15 protein-coding genes are annotated in these 18000 nt (G+C 42.5%); 2 read left to right on the forward strand and 13 right to left on the reverse strand.

Translation table 11 applies throughout. The features are described from left to right. Positions 1 to 37: 37 nt before the first annotated feature. Entirely contained in the window at positions 38 to 2098 is a 2061-nt protein-coding gene (locus AWM75_RS03160) for a glycoside hydrolase family 3 protein (RefSeq protein ID WP_067978126.1), read from the reverse strand. 154 nt (positions 2099 to 2252) lie between these two features. Here AWM75_RS03160 and AWM75_RS03165 point away from each other — a divergent pair, with 154 nt between their 5' ends. Next, positions 2253 to 3332, forward strand: coding sequence for an LLM class flavin-dependent oxidoreductase (locus AWM75_RS03165; RefSeq protein WP_067978129.1), 1080 nt, complete (start codon positions 2253 to 2255; stop codon positions 3330 to 3332). Between the two features lie 47 nt (positions 3333 to 3379). Here AWM75_RS03165 and AWM75_RS03170 read toward each other — a convergent pair whose 3' ends face one another. Further along, positions 3380 to 4567 (reverse strand): chloride channel protein, encoded by a 1188-nt coding sequence (locus AWM75_RS03170; protein WP_067978131.1) that lies wholly within the window; start codon positions 4565 to 4567, stop codon positions 3380 to 3382. Positions 4568 to 4681: 114 nt separating this feature from the next. Between AWM75_RS03170 and AWM75_RS03175 the strand changes: the two genes are divergently transcribed. Continuing rightward, on the forward strand, positions 4682 to 5512 hold the full coding sequence (locus tag AWM75_RS03175) for a polysaccharide deacetylase family protein (RefSeq protein WP_074572691.1): 831 nt from the start codon (positions 4682 to 4684) through the stop codon (positions 5510 to 5512). A 129-nt stretch (positions 5513 to 5641) separates the two neighbouring features. Here AWM75_RS03175 and AWM75_RS03180 read toward each other — a convergent pair whose 3' ends face one another. The 11 genes from AWM75_RS03180 to AWM75_RS03230 form a co-directional block, all read right to left on the reverse strand. Then, positions 5642 to 6505, reverse strand: a complete 864-nt coding sequence (locus tag AWM75_RS03180; protein ID WP_067978134.1) for an ROK family protein — start codon at positions 6503 to 6505, stop codon at positions 5642 to 5644. Between the two features lie 119 nt (positions 6506 to 6624). Further along, positions 6625 to 7812, reverse strand: coding sequence for a CAP domain-containing protein (locus tag AWM75_RS03185; RefSeq protein ID WP_067978136.1), 1188 nt, complete (start codon positions 7810 to 7812; stop codon positions 6625 to 6627). 137 nt (positions 7813 to 7949) lie between these two features. Beyond that, complete coding sequence (locus AWM75_RS03190) at positions 7950 to 8687, reverse strand: nucleotidyltransferase family protein (RefSeq protein ID WP_067978139.1); 738 nt, start codon at positions 8685 to 8687, stop codon at positions 7950 to 7952. Then, the gene (locus tag AWM75_RS03195) at positions 8687 to 9886 is read right to left on the reverse strand and encodes a GHMP family kinase ATP-binding protein (protein ID WP_067978141.1); all 1200 of its coding nucleotides are present in this window, start codon (positions 9884 to 9886) and stop codon (positions 8687 to 8689) included. The genes AWM75_RS03190 and AWM75_RS03195 overlap by 1 nt, the downstream gene beginning before the upstream one ends. 14 nt (positions 9887 to 9900) lie before the next feature. Further along, positions 9901 to 11067 (reverse strand): nucleotide sugar dehydrogenase, encoded by a 1167-nt coding sequence (locus tag AWM75_RS03200; RefSeq protein ID WP_067978143.1) that lies wholly within the window; start codon positions 11065 to 11067, stop codon positions 9901 to 9903. 442 nt (positions 11068 to 11509) lie between these two features. Next, positions 11510 to 12574 (reverse strand): ISL3 family transposase, encoded by a 1065-nt coding sequence (locus AWM75_RS03205; RefSeq protein WP_145862468.1) that lies wholly within the window; start codon positions 12572 to 12574, stop codon positions 11510 to 11512. Positions 12575 to 12598: 24 nt separating this feature from the next. Continuing rightward, the gene (locus AWM75_RS03210; protein WP_067978148.1) at positions 12599 to 12862 is read right to left on the reverse strand and encodes a hypothetical protein; all 264 of its coding nucleotides are present in this window, start codon (positions 12860 to 12862) and stop codon (positions 12599 to 12601) included. A gap of 168 nt (positions 12863 to 13030) precedes the next feature. After that, a complete protein-coding gene (locus tag AWM75_RS03215; RefSeq protein ID WP_234946641.1) occupies positions 13031 to 14869 on the reverse strand; it encodes a polysaccharide biosynthesis protein in 1839 nt (612 codons plus the stop codon). A gap of 707 nt (positions 14870 to 15576) precedes the next feature. Continuing rightward, complete coding sequence (locus AWM75_RS03220) at positions 15577 to 16308, reverse strand: CpsD/CapB family tyrosine-protein kinase (RefSeq protein WP_067978152.1); 732 nt, start codon at positions 16306 to 16308, stop codon at positions 15577 to 15579. 12 nt (positions 16309 to 16320) lie between these two features. Beyond that, positions 16321 to 17067, reverse strand: a complete 747-nt coding sequence (locus AWM75_RS03225) for a YveK family protein (RefSeq protein WP_067978155.1) — start codon at positions 17065 to 17067, stop codon at positions 16321 to 16323. Between the two features lie 69 nt (positions 17068 to 17136). Beyond that, positions 17137 to 17907 carry a tyrosine-protein phosphatase gene (locus tag AWM75_RS03230; RefSeq protein ID WP_067978157.1) on the reverse strand — a complete coding sequence of 257 codons (771 nt, stop codon included), beginning with the start codon at positions 17905 to 17907 and terminating at the stop codon, positions 17137 to 17139. Positions 17908 to 18000: the final 93 nt, after the last annotated feature.

Consider the following 18000-nt stretch of genomic DNA (forward strand, 5'->3'; position numbering starts at 1 on the left):
CCTTTCATAACTATATTTGTAGAGGAAACGAATGTTTCTAATAGGTTAAACCAAAGCCATAAGTATATTTACCGCCCTGCTTGTCTTCATAAGCATATGGGATGTCCATATATTTTTCCTTGTCGTAGCCTGGCACATCATTAGGAGAGGCACAGATTCCATTTTCATCAACTGCGATAGCAGCTTGGTTGGCTGGCAAGGTAATCGGTAACTTGCCGGTTGGCTTGTAATTGCCGAAATGAACATCAAAAATCGCTTCGATAAAACTATTGAAGGAAGCAGTCAAGCCGTCTGCCAATTCTTCTACACCCTCAAGCACAAATGGCAGGTCAAAGTTGACGTTGATGATAACTTGGTCAACATGAGCGGCCACATCGCGTACCTTATCCATATCCACGTTAGTTTCTTTGTGGATAGCTAAATCAAGGTAACCATCAGTTGCTTCGAAATAAGAACCTGAAATTGGTTCTAGTAAAAGAATGGCAATATCAGCAGCCTTATAGTCAGTGACAACTTGGATATGCGGGAACTTGTCCTGCAATTGTCCTGGTAGGGCAGCGGCAATTTCATCGGTATTACCAAAGTTTCCAGATTTTTCCCGTGCCTTCAGCTCTTCTTCGTTGTAAACCTTAGTTAAGAGGTCAACGTAAATCTTCTTGCCAGCCACCTTATCTTCTGTTAAGGGCAGGACATTGTTTTCGTTTTTCAGTAGAACAACAGATTTCTGATGGGCTTGGTAGGCCTTGGTCCGTTTTTCTAGGGTGTTGACATTATCATCAGCCGTGGCCACATCGGCATAAGGGTTTTCAAAGAGGGCTAATTGGAAGAGTTCAATTAAGGTGCCCTGAACTAATTTGTCAACCTGGGCTGGATCAGCCAAGTTTTCAATGGCTTCTTGGAAGGTATCCGCATCAGTTGTTCCTGACACAATATTGGTACCAGCAGCCATGATTTTAGCGGCCCGCTCAGGCAAGCTCAAGTTTTCAGCACCCCAGGCCATGGAGTTAAGCACTCCGGTATCAGAGTTGACATAGCCCTTAAAGCCCATTTGATTTCTTAGTAAATCAGTAACAAACTGCTTATTATAGGCAAAAGCAATTTCTTCCTCAAATTCACCAGTAAATGGCGCTTGTGGCGTAGCTGATTTATCATTAGAAGGAATGGCATAGTAAGGCATGATTGATGATGGATTTTCATCAATAGCGGCTTGGAATGGTGGCAGGTGGTATTTTTCTAGTGAGCCAGGTGTTGGATAAACATTGAATTTACCCTCAGCATAATGAGGGTCAAAACCATTTTCACGGGCCCCACCACCCGGGAAGTGTTTAATGGTTAGGGCAATCGAGTCTTCATCAAGCTGGTCACCTTGGTATTCTTTAATGAGTTGCTTGGCAATTTTAGAGATTTGTTCAGGATTTTCACCAAAAGTTCCTGACGTTCTAAACCAGCGTGGATCTGTCGCTGTATCCACCATGTACATATAGCCCTTGCGGATGTTGGCAGCTAAAAATTCTTCATGACCCGCTTCAGCAAAATCAGCGACCACCTGGTCATCCTGAGTGGCTGCAATCCCTAAAGTACCAGGATATTGGGTGAAATTACCGCCTGAGGTTTGGCCATTGAAGGTCGGTGAGGCATTCTCATTTTTCGAGTTTGATAAGACAACAACTGGAATACCTAAACGGCTGTCTTCGGCAATTTCCTGCAAGGCGTTAGCCCACTCGGCGTGCTGAGAAGCTTTGGCATTTTCCCGCACAATAATGTGACGCATCTGCAAATCCTTAATCATAGTTGTCGTTGGATATTCGTGGGTCTTAACTGGTTTTTCATGGTCCTTGTCAACCTCAGAAATAATACCATTAAAACTGGTTGGCTCTCCTTCTTCAACGGAAATCCCCATTGGTTTATCATTAATTAAAAACATGCCTGCCTTTTCCCGGCTGTTCATACGGCTAACAAGGTCAGCAGCCCGCTCTTCGGCCGATAGACGCCAATCCTCATAAGGATTTAGCTGGCCATCACCATTTAAATCACGAAATTGTAGGCCATCCACTTCAATAATTTGTTTGTGGCGCGAACCTAATGCTACTTGTTTCATATACAATCTCCTTTCGTTTTTAAACGCTTACAAAAATAATATAGCATTTTTTAAGATAAGCTACAATAGCAAGGTCAGCAGGTCTTGAGCTTTATCACTTGATATATTTCGGATTCGTATTATAATGCTAGTAAAAGATCAAAGGAGCATCAACATGACAAATTTAAAAGAAAAGTATGGCTTTAAAGCCGACCAAGGTCTGGAAATTGGCCTCTATTCCCTAGGTGATTTGGACCCTAATCCCCATACCGGTGAAACTATTTCTGAAGAGCAACGCATCAATGAATTAGTTGAAATTGCTGTTCATGCTGAGCAAGCCGGTCTCGATATTTTTGCCCTGGGTGAAAGTCATCAACGCTATTTTATCTCGCAAGCCCATGCCGTCATCCTGGGTGCCATTGCCCAAGCAACTAGCAAGATTAAGTTAACTTCTGGTTCGACGATTGTTTCCACCTCAGATCCGGTGCGAATTTATGAAAACTTTGCCACCCTCTCCCTGCTCAGTCACGGCCGGATGGAGCTCATCGGCGGTCGGGCATCACGGGTGGGTCTCTACTCCCTATTAGGCTACGACCTTCGTGATTATGAAGAATTATTTGAAGAAAAATTTGACCTACTTAATCTGATTAATGAAAAGGTTGAAGCTGGTGAATTAGTCACTTGGTCAGGTCAATATCGAGCTCCCCTGAACAATGCTGAAATTCTACCTAAGCCTAAGGATAACTTCCTGAAAATTTGGCGGGCAGTTGGAGGACCAGCTGATTCCGCCATCAAGGCGGGCCGGGCCGGTGTGCCGATGACTCTGACCACCTTGGCTGGCCCATCAATGGCCTTTATGCCAGCAGTTCAGGGTTACCGTCAAGCTCTGAGTGATAGTGGCTACCAGGCAGATGAATTCCCACTCACAACCGCCTCACCCCTGTGGCTAGGTGATACGGTTGAAGAGGCCATGCGGGAATTTTATCCACAAGTCTTTAATGGCTTTTACTATGCTAACGGGAGTCAATTCCCTAAACAACAGTTTGCCCAAACCAAACATGTTTCAGACACCATGAATGTTGGTGATCCTAGTCTCGTTATCGATAAGTTACTCCACCAACATGAATTATACGGCATGGACCGCTATATTGCCCAAATCGACTTCGGTGGCGCCTCAGTTGACCGCATCAAACGCGTGATTGACCTCTTAGGTGAAAAAGTCTTACCTGAAGTTAAAAAATATACCAAGTCATAAGAAAAAGCTAGTAGGGGTAAGCATTTTCCCTTACTAGCTTTTTACATTTATTCCATGATTTTTTGCTGGCCGTAGACTGAAAAATTGCCATTTAGGCTATAGGCCAATAAGATAACCGGCAAGGCCCAAGGCATAATCTCAGGGCCAAAAATTTCCATGGTGATTAACATGGGGGCGATAACTGTATTGGTAGCCACCGCAAATACAGTCACATAACCTAGGGCGGCTACGGTTAGGTTGGGCAAACCTAGCCAGGGCGCTAGGACATAGCCCAAACAGGTCCCTATCGTAAACATCGGGGTTACTTCCCCACCTTGGAAACCGATCGACAGAGTCAAAACAGTTAAGGCTAATTTCCAGAGCCAATCCCAGGTTAAGGCTTGACCACCGTTAAAGATAGCTTCAATAATGGGTTCACCTAAACCAGAATAGCGACCACCAGTTAATAAGAGTAAAGCCGCTAGGATAATCCCACCTAGGGCCACTCTCAGGTAGGGGTTCTTCATTAAATGGCTGGCTACTGCCTTACCCTTCTCTAAGCCATGGGCAAATAATTGCCCGGCCAAGCTAAAGATTAAAGCCATGACAATTAGCTGCCAGACTGGGGCATGGGAAAGCTGGGGTAAATCAACGGTAAAGTGGGCGTGGTGGAGCTTAAGAGCAGATGATACCCCCAGCGATGTATAGGCTGCTAGCATGGTTGGCAATAACACACTGAGCAATAAGCGTCCAGAAGTTAGTAATTCTAAGGCAAAAAAAGTTGCCGCTAAAGGGGTGCCAAACAAGCCAGCAAAACCAGCAGCAATCCCAAATATGACACTGTAAGCCTGGTCCTTATCTTTAAACCAGCGGTCAAACTGCTGACCCATAGTGGCACCGATTTGTACTGCCACACCTTCACGACCTGCTGATCCCCCCACCAAATGGGTTAGCCAAGTGGCGACAATAACGATAGGAATCAAAAGGGGCGGGATTCGATAGTTATCATCCCTCTGATGGACTGCATTAAATATCAGTGACATACCAGCTAGACTCTCCGGACTATAACGCTGGTAAATCCAAACAATGACCAGACCAACTAGGGGCAAGGCTAGAACCAAGGGAAGATAATAAGCTTGGTTAAGACTAATCATAAAATTTAAACCGTGGCTAAAAAGCGCTTCTAAGGCATCGACTACCGCACCAATCACTAAGGCCAGTGGCAGTAAATATGTTTTTTCTCCTAAAACTTTCATAATTTCACCTCTCTTGTATTATACACTTTAATCCCGGGATTTAATGGTCAGCACATTGACTTTATTTGCTGGTCTTTATAAAATGTTAATAAGATGAATAAGAAGGAGTTTATTATGCAGAAAAAACATCTATTATCCCTAGTCCTACTAGCCAGCTTAGGACTAGCTGCTTGTAACCAGGCTGATCAAAATAATAGCAATCAAGCAGAAAGTCAGGACCAAGCCAGCCAGCAAGACCAGGTTGCGCGTCAAGTCAATTATTATATTGATCCCGCCACCACCCGGGTTGTCCCAGCCAAAGAAGGGGTTGACGACCAGGTCGTCCTAGCGACTATCGACGATGTGCCCCGCAAGCTACCTGAAAATCCAACCAACTCAGTTCAAGAAGCCCGCGATATGATAAATCGTGGGATCAAAGGTATTTTCTTTGTGAATGGTATGTATCTAGAAGGTGAGCACGGTGAAGAAGGACGCAAAGCCCTCAAAGAAATTGCTGACATGGGCCACGTTATCGGTAACCACACCATGACCCACTACGACCTGTCAGAAATTCCTAATGAAGAAGTCATGCGTTATGAAATTGTCCATAACCAAGATGTCATTGAAGAGACCATTGGTTATCGGCCTAAATTCTTCCGGGCACCTTTTGGTTCGCAAAACCCAGCCCTAGAAGCAATTCTTGAAGAGGAAAACATGGTTGCTATGACTTGGACATATGGTTTTGATTGGGAAGAAGCATACTCAGAACCTGAGCCATTGGCCGATATCATGGTCAATACCGAAATGCTATCCCCTGGTGCTAATATCCTGATGCATGATTTAACCTGGACCAGAGATGCCCTACCTAGTATCTTAGATGGTATTAGTAATAAGGGATATGGCTTTGTTGATCCCAATGAAATTGCTACACGTGAAGAAATGAAGGCTATGGGGATTGAACCTTAAATATCTAGCTAGAAAAGCTAAATAACCCATAAATACAACAGAGGCTGTGACCTAGGTCACAGCCTCTTTTTCATTTATACTTATTCTCCCTAGTAGCCTTAGTTAATATCCGCTAATTTGTGTGAGTGCTTATTTTTTTAAGGCTTTTTGACCTAAAATCATGGCGCCAATAATACCAGCTTGGTCGCCTAGTCCTGGCGACACAATATAGTCATCCAAGTCAGGTAGCGGTAGGTAGTGGTTAAAAAGCTGGTCGAAGGCTTGACGCACCTTATCCATCAGACCAGGCACATTCATTAGGCCACCACCAATAACAATGACTTCAGGACGAAGGAGCACAGTAAAGTCACGGAGTCCTTGGCCGATATAGTCAGCTAAATAGTTATAAACCTGGTGGTCAGGACTAATTTCATGACTAGATTGACCTAAACGCGCCGCTACTGTGGGACCAGCAGCTAGACCTTCCAAGCAGTTGCCATGGGCCGGGCAGAGTCCAGCAAAATTATCATCAGCATCCTGGTCAATCACAATATGACCCATTTCTGGATGCCCAGCAGCCTGGAGTACCTGGCCTTGGTTGATAAATCCACCGCCAATACCGGTACCAATAGTTAAATAAAGCAGGCTATTTTTATGCTGACCTTGGCCATAGTAATATTCAGCTAGACCAGCAGCATTGACATCAGTGTCCCAACCAATTTTTTCAATATCTAAATGGTCATATAAATAAGCCAAAAAATTAAAATCGCGCCAAGCTAATTTGGGTGTGCCGGTTATATAACCATAAGTATCGGAATCCCTTATCACATCAATTGGCCCAAAAGAACCAACGCCTAGGCTAGTTAGCTGATACTCAGCAAAGAAATCAATAACAGCCGGCATGGTAATTTCGGGTGTCTCGGTCGGAATACTCACTTTATCGATAATATTATATTCTTGGTCAGCGACCGCACAAATAAACTTAGTCCCACCTGCTTCAATACCGCCAATCATATTTACGCCTCCTCGGTTTTAATGATATTACTTGTTCATATTATAGCAAAGCTGGAAAAACAAAAAAAGAGGTGGCGACCCACCTCTTTTAGGAAAGTAATCTGATTAAGAAATAAAAGTTACCGATTTTTGCGGAATACTAAGCCAGTACCTAAACCTGCTAAGGCCAAGCCTAAACTTGCTAAGCTAACCGCACCAGTAGCTGGTAATTTACCTGTATCAGCCTTGCTGCTAACTGGCGCTTGACCAGTTGCTGGTTGGCCACTAGCCGCTGCTTTGTTAGCTGGGGCAGCTTGCTTGTTTGCGGCCGCTTGAGCTTGGCCCTGGCTTGCTGGTTTAGCTTGTTGCTTGTTTGTGCTAGCTTTTTGATTGGTATTAGTTGCCGGTGTTGGGGCTACACCTGGCTTATCAGTATTTGCTGGTGTGGTTGGCGCTGTGCCCTGGTTACCAGTGTTTGATGGTGTGGTTGGCGCTGTACTTTGGTTGCCAGTATTTGCCGGTGTAGTTGGTGTTGTACCTTGGTTGCCGGTATTAGCTGGTGTCGTCGGTGTTGTACCTTGATTGCCAGTATTTGCCGGTGTAGTTGGTGTTGTACCTTGGTTGCCAGTATTTGCCGGTGTAGTTGGCGCTGTGCCTTGGTTGCCGGTATTGGCTGGTGTGGTTGGCTGGTTCTGACCAACTTGACCAGGTCCTTGTTTTTGCGACAAAGCTAAGGCAGAAACTTGTCCGTAAGGGCCACCTGAAACTTGACCATAACCAAAGCTCTTATTGGCTGGATTTAAGATTTGATATAGGTGACCATTGTCAAAGTTAAAATGACCATTAGCTGCTTTAAGTGGTGCTACTTCTTTGTCCACCCACATATCAAATGATGAGCCAACACTTAGGCTGGTACCAAAGGCTAAGTTTTCACCCCAGGCACTAGAGTCATTATAAGTCGCTGGGTTCACACCATCAGCAGTATGATTAATTTGGCCATGAGCGGCTGTTTCCTGAGCGCGACGCTGAGCAGTTTGTTCAACAGCAGTATCATAAGAGATGCCATTGACATATTGGTCCTTAGTCAAACCTTGGTTAGTCACGTAGGTCTGTAAAGTTTGTCCTTCAAAAGGAATACTAGGGTCATCATACATGGTTGACCGAGTAGTTTGAATTTCATTAATCGTTTGACTAGCAACACTTGAAGCAGCCGGAGTTGTCTCAGCTGATGTCACTGGCGCAGCTTGCACTGGTTGCGCTTGGGCAAGACCTGCCACAATGGCAGTTGTTGCTAGGGCGAGAACCAGATTAGAAGTCGTTTTTTTCATGAAATTGCCTCCTAAGCAAATATAATTTTATTAACTAAATCATAAGCAAATTATATTAAAACCTTAAGTTTTTGGCAAGCAGATTCACGCTTTTTATACTTAAAAATACAATCTAAATATTTAACAGACATTTCCCTCTAGGATTGTTCATATAGAGCCTGGACCTGACGGTAACTATCTACCGTACCGATATCATGGCGACCACCCGTAAAGATATAAACATTCACTGGCTTATGATCAATTAGGTAAGGGATAAAGTGCCCAGGGGCATCAGGATTACCGCCCTGGTCCAGATAAGTTTGGATTAAATCTAGCGTATCAGCCTGGAAAATATAAAAGGTAGGCACTGATAAATTCGACATGGGCTGGGATGACTTTTCTTCAAAGGCCAGGGCCTGATTATTATCATCAACCTTAACAACCCCAGACCGCAAGAGTTGCTGGTGGTCACTTTCCTCATAAGCAGCAATCACATCCGTGCCCTTGGCAGTAAAGAAATCAGCGAAGTCACTCAATGCAAAGTGGAAAAGATTATCTCCGGCCAGGACCATCAAATCATCGTGTAGGCCGGTCTGGTCTACGACAAACTGGATATCACCAATAGCACCTAAGCGGCTATCGTTAGAAAGGGTGCCATCATTAATTACTTTAAAGGGCTTACTATAGTCAGCTTGGTCCACCCAAGCTTGGAAATGTCCAGCAAATTTATCGTTAGTCACGATAATAATTTCATCAATCTCATTCACTTGGTCTAATTTTTCAACAATATAATCTAGAATTGTTTTACCTGCCACCTCTAACAGGGGTTTAGGAGTATTTTCTGTAAGTGGATATAGTCGCGTGGCATAGCCAGCAGCTAATATTAATGCTTTCATTAATTAACTTCCTCCAAGTCTAAGAAATGGGCCCCATCCGCCTGCCGGGCAAAGTTTACTTCATAGCGATCTTTAATTTCAGGATATTTTTGTGGATAGTTATCATCGATAGCTTGGCAGATTTGTTCCTTATAGGCAGGATCAATTAAACCAATCACCGCACCACGGAAGCCAGCCCCTGAAGGACGAGCCCCATAAACACCTGGGCAGGTCTTCAAAATTTGATAAATTTCATGCATTTCAGGAATACCGGTTTCGTACTGGTAGAAGGAAGATGCCCCAGACTCAAACATTAATTGGCCAAAGCGGTCTAAATCACCTGCAGCCCAAGCCTCGGCGCCTGCCAAAACGCGCTTCTGTTCGCTATAGTAATGATCGGCTCGTTTACCAAAGCGGTCAGGTATTTGGTCACGGTGAGCTTCATAATAAGCCTCTGGGACATGGCGGAAACGTACATCTGCCAGGGTCGGTAATTTGTCTTCACCAGCCCGGTCCAATAACAGCCAGCCTGCTACCCGGGTTTCATCCACTCGGTTATTGAAATCCGTGCCAATTAATTGCTTAGAAATACCAGAAAAGACAATAACAACTTCAAATTCAGGCATGCTTGCCCCTTTATCAATCAGGTCATAAGTCCAGTCTTCACAGTCCATCAGTAAGATTTTATTATCTTCACTTAGAATATTAGCAGCCTGGTCCATAATACCGTTCTTAAGGCCAATAAACTCCCGCTCTACCCAGTGAGACCAACGGATTAAATCTAGCTTAGAAAATTCAATATTGTTAACATCACACAGGGCCATTAGATAAGCTGTTGTAACCGCAGCCGATGATGAGAGGCCGCCAATCGGCAATTTCCCAGAAACAACCCCTTTAATGCCTTTTTTGAGCACATGGTCCTCTTGAATGGCCATCACAGCACCTCTGATATAGTTACCCCAGAAACCGGGGATATAGTCAGATTGCGACTTGAGGTGGAAATACTCCTTATCGGGAAAATCCATAGAATTTACCTGGATATAGCCATCATCACTCGGGGCATAAACCATATCGACACTAGCATTAATGGTCAGGCCTAAAGCACGTCCATTTTGAAAGTCTGAGTGGGCCCCAATTGGTGCAATCCTTAAGGGCGAACGTACCGCCCGGATATCATCACTGTGATAACGCTTGGCAAATTCTTCTTTTAAATGCAACATAGTTAACTCCTTTATTAATTTTCATGGTAGATATCACGGGTATACACCTTATCGGCAACATCTGCCAAGTCTGGAGACCAACGATTAGCTAGGATCAAATCAGCTTGGTCCTTAAACTTAGCCAAATCATTTTCTACAGCTATGCCGGCAAAGCTAGCTGCTTGGTGGACAGGCTCGTAGATTACTAGGTCCAGGCCATGGTCTTGTAAGGTCTGCATAATGGTTTGAATAGCCGACTGGCGGAAATTATCAGAGTCTTCCTTCATCGTTAAACGGTAAATACCTACTGTTTGGGCGCCAGAGGCCATGACCTGCTGGCTGATGAAGTCTTTTCTAGTTTGATTGGCAGCCACAATAGCCGCAATTAAATCTTGCGGGACGCCTTGGTAATTGGCTAACATCTGCTTGGTATCCTTAGGTAGACAGTAACCGCCATAACCAAAGGATGGGTTATTATAATGACTACCTATTCTTGGATCTAATCCGACTCCCTCAATAATTTCTTGACTATTTAAACCTTTGATTTCAGCGTAAGTATCTAGTTCATTGAAATAAGCCACCCGCATGGCTAAATAAGTGTTTGAGAACAACTTAATGGCCTCAGCTTCAGTTGCATGGGTCAATAAAACGGGAATATCTTCTCGAGCTGCCCCTTCAACCATTAGCTGGGCAAAAGCCTGTCCAGCTGGGCCATGGTCGCCAACAACAATTCGAGATGGGTAAAGATTATCATAAAGGGCCTTGCCCTCACGTAAAAACTCTGGTGAAAAAATAATATTATCACGCTGGTACTTGGCTCTGATACTTTCCGTATAGCCAACTGGTACAGTTGATTTTAAAATAATAGTGGCTTGTGACCCCGAGGCAATAATGTCTTCAATCACCTGTTCAACAGCTGAAGTATCAAAATGATTGCTTACATCATCGTAATTAGTGGGCGCTGCAATAATCGCAAAATCAGCATCCTGGTAGACTTGACAATTATCTGTCGTGGCCTTGAGATCCAACTGGCGGTTAGCCAAAAAATCTGTAATTTCTTTATCAACAATTGGTGACTGACCTTGGTTAATCAGGTCAACTTTTTCTTCTACAATATCAATGGCTGTGACTTGATGGTTTTGCGCTAATAAAACAGCATTAGCTAGCCCCACATACCCGGTACCTGTAACTGTAATTTTCATTATTTCCGCCCCTTTCAGCAGCAACTAATCACATCCATTTTACCTTAAAAAGTAAACGATTACTATCTAGGCAGGTATTTTTAAAGTATTTGTAGTCAACGCTATATACCTAGTATCTTTTGGCTAAAAATAAAAAAGGGCTCTTTGTCAAATAGTGTTGGTGATATTAAAGATCGAAGTTTTGACTTCGGTCTTTTTTATTTTTTCTAGCCATAGGCTAGAGTCTCCAGAGAATTGGTCATCTGTTCAACAGCCATGGCACCGGTTCGAGCCAAGGTCTCTCACCTCGCCAGCCTCAAACAAGCTGTAGTCAATCGCTATATCCGTACGTCGCGTTGCTCCTACGGCTCTAGGATTGTCACAGCTTGTATTTCTTTGGCGTGCTTAACATGGCTAACAGATGCCCATTCTCTTCCGCCTCTAGTAAAAAATATCTTTTAACTTAGGCACATAGGGCCCTAGATTCTGTATCTAGCTTTTCAGTCTTTCTATTTATGGTAGGTTTATTTTCCCTCTTTACCTCATATGATTTAAAGGAAAGAAAAGCCCTTGCCCTTAAATGATAAAAATTGCGGTAACCAAATCCGGAACGCTTAATATTCTTAATTTTATTATTCATACCCTCAATTGGCCCATTGGAAAGTGTATAACGAAAGCTATTGATAATAGCAGGTAAGTATTTGAGCAGAGTATTCATCGTTTTTCTCAAATTCTTCGGGAGCCGTTGGCTCTTATTGCGACTAATTGTATGTAGGAAAGCATTGATATTCCCTGTTTTAAGGTGATATTTGAGCTCATTGACGACATCATAGACTTTTCTAAATTTACTGTCGATATTAAGCATAAATTCAACTATACCTGCTTCTGTTATAAGGCCATCAAATAAGCGATGTGTGCGGTAATTAACACTATTCAGTGCTTCTTGGTTCTTTAAAATCAGCTTCCATAACTGTTTCAATTTCCGATAGTGTGTTGATTGCTTAGGTTGTTGATTCATCACAAGAATCCGTTGGCTATTCAAAGTCTGATTCAGTAGTTGGACAATATGGAATCGGTCAATAATAATTTTCGCATTTGGAAAGATTTGTTGTAAAAAATCATAATAAGGTGAGTACATATCCATGGTAATCGTTTCAACTAGCTTTCTCTTTTCCAGAGGGAAACGCATAAAATAATCTCTTAAATAAGCTTGCGTCCGATCTTCTAATATATCAAATAAACGATGATTAGCTGCATCCACTAGGATGCAAGACATAGCGCCTGAGACATTTTTAACAGATTTAAACTCATCAATAGATAAATGCCTAGGTAGTTGCCGGTAACTTTGTTTGAATTGTTTAGCAGTCGATTCAAGCAGACGAATAACAGTAGAATTTGAAATATTAAGTTTTTTAGCGATTAAGGACATACTTTGCGACTCTGATAATTCTTGTATCGCTAAACACTTGATTTGGCGACTAATAAAGCAATTTTTAGCAACTAGATTAGAAGAGGCTGTAAACGTAATTTGGCAATTTTTACAGAAAAATCGCTATTTTTTTAATACTAAAGAGATTGGTTGTGTGTTGAATTCACCTATTAAAATGCGCGATAGTTTATAACCATGCTTAATAATACTAGCTTGGTCAGCCTCCTTATGGAGGCAATTTGGACAGCTGTCTGGTTGATAAGTTAGTGTGCCGTAGATTACTTTATGAGTCACTTGTTTAATCTTTTTAATCGTTACCTTGTCCTCTAATTTAATATTTTCGTCTGTAATACTTAATAGGTTTTTGATACAATCATTTTGAGCCATGTGAATTCTCCTTTGTAGTTTTGTCTGACAACTTAATTATAAAGAATTCACTGGCTTTTTGTGATTCCAAATAAAAAAAGGTGTCAGTGAGTTTTTACTCACCAACACCAAAAAGTATAGAACCTAAAAAAGGCGCCAGAATAGGCGCCTTTTATTTACCTGCAATACTTAACCAGCTGTTGTTTGGTTAGCGAAAGCAATGATTTCAGCTTTTAATTGGTCATCATCGTCAATTTGGTCTAAGCCTGCTATTTTGCTTTCAATTTTATCTAAATCAAATTTAGCCACCTTGCCAACAAAGACTTTTTCATTCAACTGGGAGTCGACCTGCTCCGTTCCAGTCAATAATTCTTCGTACAGTTTTTCACCAGGACGGATACCGGATTCCACAATCTTAATTTCATCAAGACTGTGACCTGAAAGCAAGATGATTTTTTTGGCCAAGTCAATGATTTTAACCGGCTCATCCATATCCAGGATAAAGACCTCGCCCCCTTGAGCTGAGGCGCCTGCATAGATCACCAGGCGACTGGCCTCAGGAATGGTCATAAAGTAGCGGGTCATCCGAAAATCAGTGACCGTAACTGGACCGCCAGCAGCAATTTGTTTTTTAAAAAGGGGAATCACTGATCCTCTACTGCCCAAAACATTGCCAAAACGGACGGCACAGTAGGTTGACTGGCTAACCTTGTCAAAGCCTGTCACGATTAATTCAGCCATCCGTTTGGTTGATCCCATCACATTGGTTGAATTAACCGCTTTATCAGTAGAAATCATCACCATCTTTTTAATATGGGCATCGTTGACCGCCTTGGCGACGTTATAAGTCCCCTTAACATTATTTAGGAAGGCCTCCCGCGGGCTACCTTCCATTAGCGGTACATGCTTGTGGGCCGCTGCATGGTAAACAATGTCTGGCTGGTAATGGCTAAAGACATCATAGAGCCGCTGATAGTTTTGGATATCGGTAATAATCGGGATATATTCAATACCTGCCCTATTTTTTTGCATTTCTTGATTGATTAAATAAATAGAATTTTCCCCGTGCCCTAAGAGGACCACCCGGGCAGGATTAAATTTAGACACCTGGCGGACAATTTCCGAGCCAATCGATCCTCCGGCACCTGTCACTAAAATCGTCTTGTTATATAGCTCATCATGGAGCTTACTTTCGTCCAATTTAATTTCGTCACGGCCGAGTAAATCCGTAATATCAATATCTTGTAGTTGGTTATTAGGACTGTAGTTACCTAAAACTAAGTCTTCTAATTTAGGCATTTTATAAAAGGCAATACCGAGCTGGTTTAAAATTTCTAAAATCCGAGTATAGTCCTCGGGCGGCAATGAAGGAATGGCTATGACTGCCTCATCAACCGGCTGGTGGGCGACATAGTTAGCAATACTGTCAACACTGCCGATAATCGGCACCCCTTCAATCTTTTTACCCGCCTTGCTCGGATCGTCATCAAAGGCGGCTAGAATTTTAACGCTCTCGCTCTCTTGCTTGTAGTTTTGCATAAAAAGATGAGCACCATCACCCGCACCAATTAAAATGATATTTTTAATCCGGTGGTCAGCTTGCCTGCGGCGGCCATAGGTATAAATAATCTGCCACAGAATTCTAGACAGTAAGGAAAAAGATAAGACTAGGATATAGCAGAGAATAATTAGACGGCCAGAAAAGTGACGGTAAAAAAGCAGGGTCAGCAAACCAGCTACCACTGCACCGGCTGTCAGATTAAAAGCCATCAGCATAAATTGCCGACTACCAGAATAGCGAACAATTTCCGAATCGCCTTGAGTAAAGTAAGCTGCTGCCTTGTAAACGACAAAAAATAAGCCGACAAACAAAAGCATGGCTGCAAATTCTATGCTAATCAAGCGGTAAAAAAAGAAGTAAGTTAGGAGACCCGCCGCTATAAATCCTAGTAGGTCTAGCAAAAACCAGCCCCAGGCCCGCTGACGACCGGTCAGAGACTCAACAAATTTGACAATATCTTGGCTCATCATCACTTCTCCTTATTTAAAATATTTTATCTATATTATTATAACGTAATTTAATTCATTTGGGGCAGCAATAGGATCTTTAAATCGTACTTTTATTTAAAAAAAGGGTGTGAGGGATGGCGTTTAGACCAGTATCCTTGGAACACCAGGCAAGTAATATCGCAGATATTATCTTGACTGGGGTGAAAGGACTGCTGGTCTGCCAAAGCGAACCCGACTAAAACAGGGTGTGAGAAAAAGCGTTTAGGCATGGACTACTGGAATAAAATACGGGCATTATCTGTAAGATAATGTGCCGAATTTTATGAAGTAGCGCCAGGACTGCTTTTTGCTATAGCCGTAGCATTTTCAATGCGTACGGATATAGTATGCCTGCTAGAGCCCGACTAGACAGGGTGTGAGCTTTGGCGCTTAGACCAGTATCCTTGGAACACCAGACAAGTAATATCGCAGATATTATCTTGACTGGGGTGAAAGGACTGCTGGTCTGCCAAAGCGAACCCGACTAAAACAGGGTGTGAGAAAAAGCGTTTAGGCATGGACTACTGGAATAAAATACGGGCATTATCTGTAAGATAATGTGCCGAATTTTATGAAGTAGCGCCAGGACTGCTTTTTCGAACCTGACTATGCTACTAATAGGCGTATAACAGTGAGAGCCTGGGATATAAGTCCCAGGCTCTTGAAAGCTAAATGTCTATTATTTTCTATTCATCAACGCCATAGCCATAGCCGTAACCGTAGGCAGCATCCTTGCTATTTTCAATACCATTATAGACAACACCTAGGACATTCGCCTGAGCCTTTTCTAATAGTTGTTTGGCCTTGTGGAGATTGTCTACTTGCGCCACATTTTGACGCACAACCATGACCACCCCATCTACCATGTTAGCGATGATTTGGGCATCGGTAACAGCTAATACTGGTGGCGTATCAAAAATAATCAGATCAAAGATGGTTTTCAGTTCCTCGAATATATCCTTCATACGTTGAGAACTTAGCAACTCGGCCGGATTAGGTGGTTTGGGACCTGCTGTTAGGACATAAACATTGGTCTCTGGTACATATTTGATGACATCCATAGGTTGCTTATCACGCTCGGTTAATAACGAAGTCAAGCCCTCTGTCGTATGGATATCAAAGGTTTTCTGAACAGTTGGCTTACGCATATCGGCATCAACCAATAGAACCCGCATATCTTGGTCAGCCATAACAGCAGCTAGGTTAGCTGTTGTCATCGATTTACCCTCAAAGGGTCCTGAAGAAGTAACCATCATACTTTTTAGTTCACTATCAACCACTGAAAACTGGATATTAGTTCGCAAGGTCCGATACATTTCAGATACTGGGTTGTTAGGCTTAGTCACGGTAATTAAACTAGCACCTTTTTTTTGCTCTGCATTAAGGGCTTCAATTTTCTTTGCTTTACGATTAAACATGCCTACCTCCTACTATACGCGACGCCGGGTATCCGCACTACGACGGTTGCTAGCGCGTCTAAAGCGTGATTCCTCAATCTCTTCAGTTGTTAACTCAGGAATTTCACCAATGACAGCCCAGCCTAGGTCTTCAATTTGTTGTTTTGAAGTCACTGACCGGTCAAACATAGCTTTGACTAGGTACCAAACAACACCGATACCTAAACCTGCTACTAAACCTAATAAAAGATTTAACGGGATATTAGGAGCAACTGGTGTTTCATTAGGTTGCGCAATGGTTACAATTGAGACGTTTTCAATATTAAGGATATTCTCAATCTCATCGGAGAATTTCTCTGCTGCCGTATTGGCGATATCAGCTGATAAAAATGGAGACCCTGATCTTACTCTGATGGAGAACATCAATGAATTATTTTCGGTTGATACACTAATTAAATTAGCTAATTCTGCCGGTGACATATCAATACCCAACTCATCAATAACTGGCTGTAAAACAACCGGCTTGCGGATAACTGACTCGTAAGTATTCAGCAATGTTAGGTTGGTCTGCAAGGTCCCTTGGTCAATTTGACCAGTTTGCTGGGTCTGTTGACTATTAACAACTAGGTCAGCAGTCGATTCATATTTAGGACTTTGGACAACAAAGGTAATCACTGAAGCAATTGCTAAACCTACAATACCGAATACAATGATACGTCCGATTTTATCTTTTAAAATATTAAATATTTCAACTAATGAAATTTCTTGATTATCTTCCATACTTCCTCCTAGATTTTAATTATTATCATTCTACCACAAGAAATAGCACTTTAGCTTGCTAATTTACAACTAAAATAAACCAAAAAACTTTTTCTTGGTTTTGGCTTGTAAGAAATCTGTCATCAAGGGATCCCCATTAATCAAAGCCTTGGCATTCTGTTGCATATCAAATACACTGGTCTCTAAGTAGGATTTCTCCATTTTGGCGAAGGCCTTCACCATGTGGTAGGCACGTGGTCCACTGGGACGATGAGCATCTGATGCCATGATATGTACCAACCCCCGTTTTAACATTTCTTCTGCCGCCGCCTCCACTTCTTTACCAAATTCACCGGTATAAGATGCAGCTGTTAGCTGGGCATAGCAGCCCTGGTCGATAAAGGCTTGTAACTTATCAATATCTGCCATCAATTCCCGGTTACGTTCAGGATGGACAATCACGGGTTGAATTCCTGCCGATAAGAGGTCGAAGATAACCTGGCGAGAAAAGAGTGGCACATTTTGGCTAGGAAACTCTAATAATAAGTAGCGCTGGTTAAGATCAGCAAAAAGGACCTCACCCTTTTCAATATTAGCCATTAAATCCCCATGGATACGGACCTCTTGGCCAGCAAAAACATTTAGTTTAATGCCGCGGCGGTCAAGTTCTTCTTGGAAGTTAGCTGCCGCTTGGGTAATTATCTTACTATCATTATCATATTTATTATTCTTATAATGAGGCGTTGCCAGAATGTGGCTGATACCCTCGGCGACTGCTAGATTAGCCATCTCCAAGGCCATCGGCAAATCCTTGGCCCCATCGTCAATCCCAGGCAAAATATGACAGTGTATATCAATCATGGTCTGATTCCTTTCTCTATTTTTACCAGTCTATCATATAATAAAGGATATTTTTAGACAACAAGTAAAGTCACTCGTAGCCTTAAAAATAGA

Source organism: Aerococcus urinaehominis, assembly GCF_001543245.1.
In the GTDB taxonomy this organism is placed as follows: domain Bacteria; phylum Bacillota; class Bacilli; order Lactobacillales; family Aerococcaceae; genus Aerococcus; species Aerococcus urinaehominis.

Excerpts from the sequence above, each read along its gene's own strand:
- AWM75_RS03160 (WP_067978126.1), bottom strand. The coding sequence starts at position 2,098 with ATGAAACAAGTAGCATTAGGTTCGCGCCACAAACAAATTATTGAAGTG.
- AWM75_RS03165 (WP_067978129.1), top strand. The coding sequence starts at position 2,253 with ATGACAAATTTAAAAGAAAAGTATGGCTTTAAAGCCGACCAAGGTCTG.
- AWM75_RS03170 (WP_067978131.1), bottom strand. The coding sequence starts at position 4,567 with ATGAAAGTTTTAGGAGAAAAAACATATTTACTGCCACTGGCCTTAGTG.
- AWM75_RS03175 (WP_074572691.1), top strand. The coding sequence starts at position 4,682 with ATGCAGAAAAAACATCTATTATCCCTAGTCCTACTAGCCAGCTTAGGA.
- AWM75_RS03180 (WP_067978134.1), bottom strand. The coding sequence starts at position 6,505 with ATGATTGGCGGTATTGAAGCAGGTGGGACTAAGTTTATTTGTGCGGTC.
- AWM75_RS03185 (WP_067978136.1), bottom strand. The coding sequence starts at position 7,812 with ATGAAAAAAACGACTTCTAATCTGGTTCTCGCCCTAGCAACAACTGCC.
- AWM75_RS03190 (WP_067978139.1), bottom strand. The coding sequence starts at position 8,687 with ATGAAAGCATTAATATTAGCTGCTGGCTATGCCACGCGACTATATCCA.
- AWM75_RS03195 (WP_067978141.1), bottom strand. The coding sequence starts at position 9,886 with ATGTTGCATTTAAAAGAAGAATTTGCCAAGCGTTATCACAGTGATGAT.
- AWM75_RS03200 (WP_067978143.1), bottom strand. The coding sequence starts at position 11,067 with ATGAAAATTACAGTTACAGGTACCGGGTATGTGGGGCTAGCTAATGCT.
- AWM75_RS03210 (WP_067978148.1), bottom strand. The coding sequence starts at position 12,862 with ATGGCTCAAAATGATTGTATCAAAAACCTATTAAGTATTACAGACGAA.
- AWM75_RS03215 (WP_234946641.1), bottom strand. The coding sequence starts at position 14,869 with ATGAGCCAAGATATTGTCAAATTTGTTGAGTCTCTGACCGGTCGTCAG.
- AWM75_RS03220 (WP_067978152.1), bottom strand. The coding sequence starts at position 16,308 with ATGTTTAATCGTAAAGCAAAGAAAATTGAAGCCCTTAATGCAGAGCAA.
- AWM75_RS03225 (WP_067978155.1), bottom strand. The coding sequence starts at position 17,067 with ATGGAAGATAATCAAGAAATTTCATTAGTTGAAATATTTAATATTTTA.
- AWM75_RS03230 (WP_067978157.1), bottom strand. The coding sequence starts at position 17,907 with ATGATTGATATACACTGTCATATTTTGCCTGGGATTGACGATGGGGCC.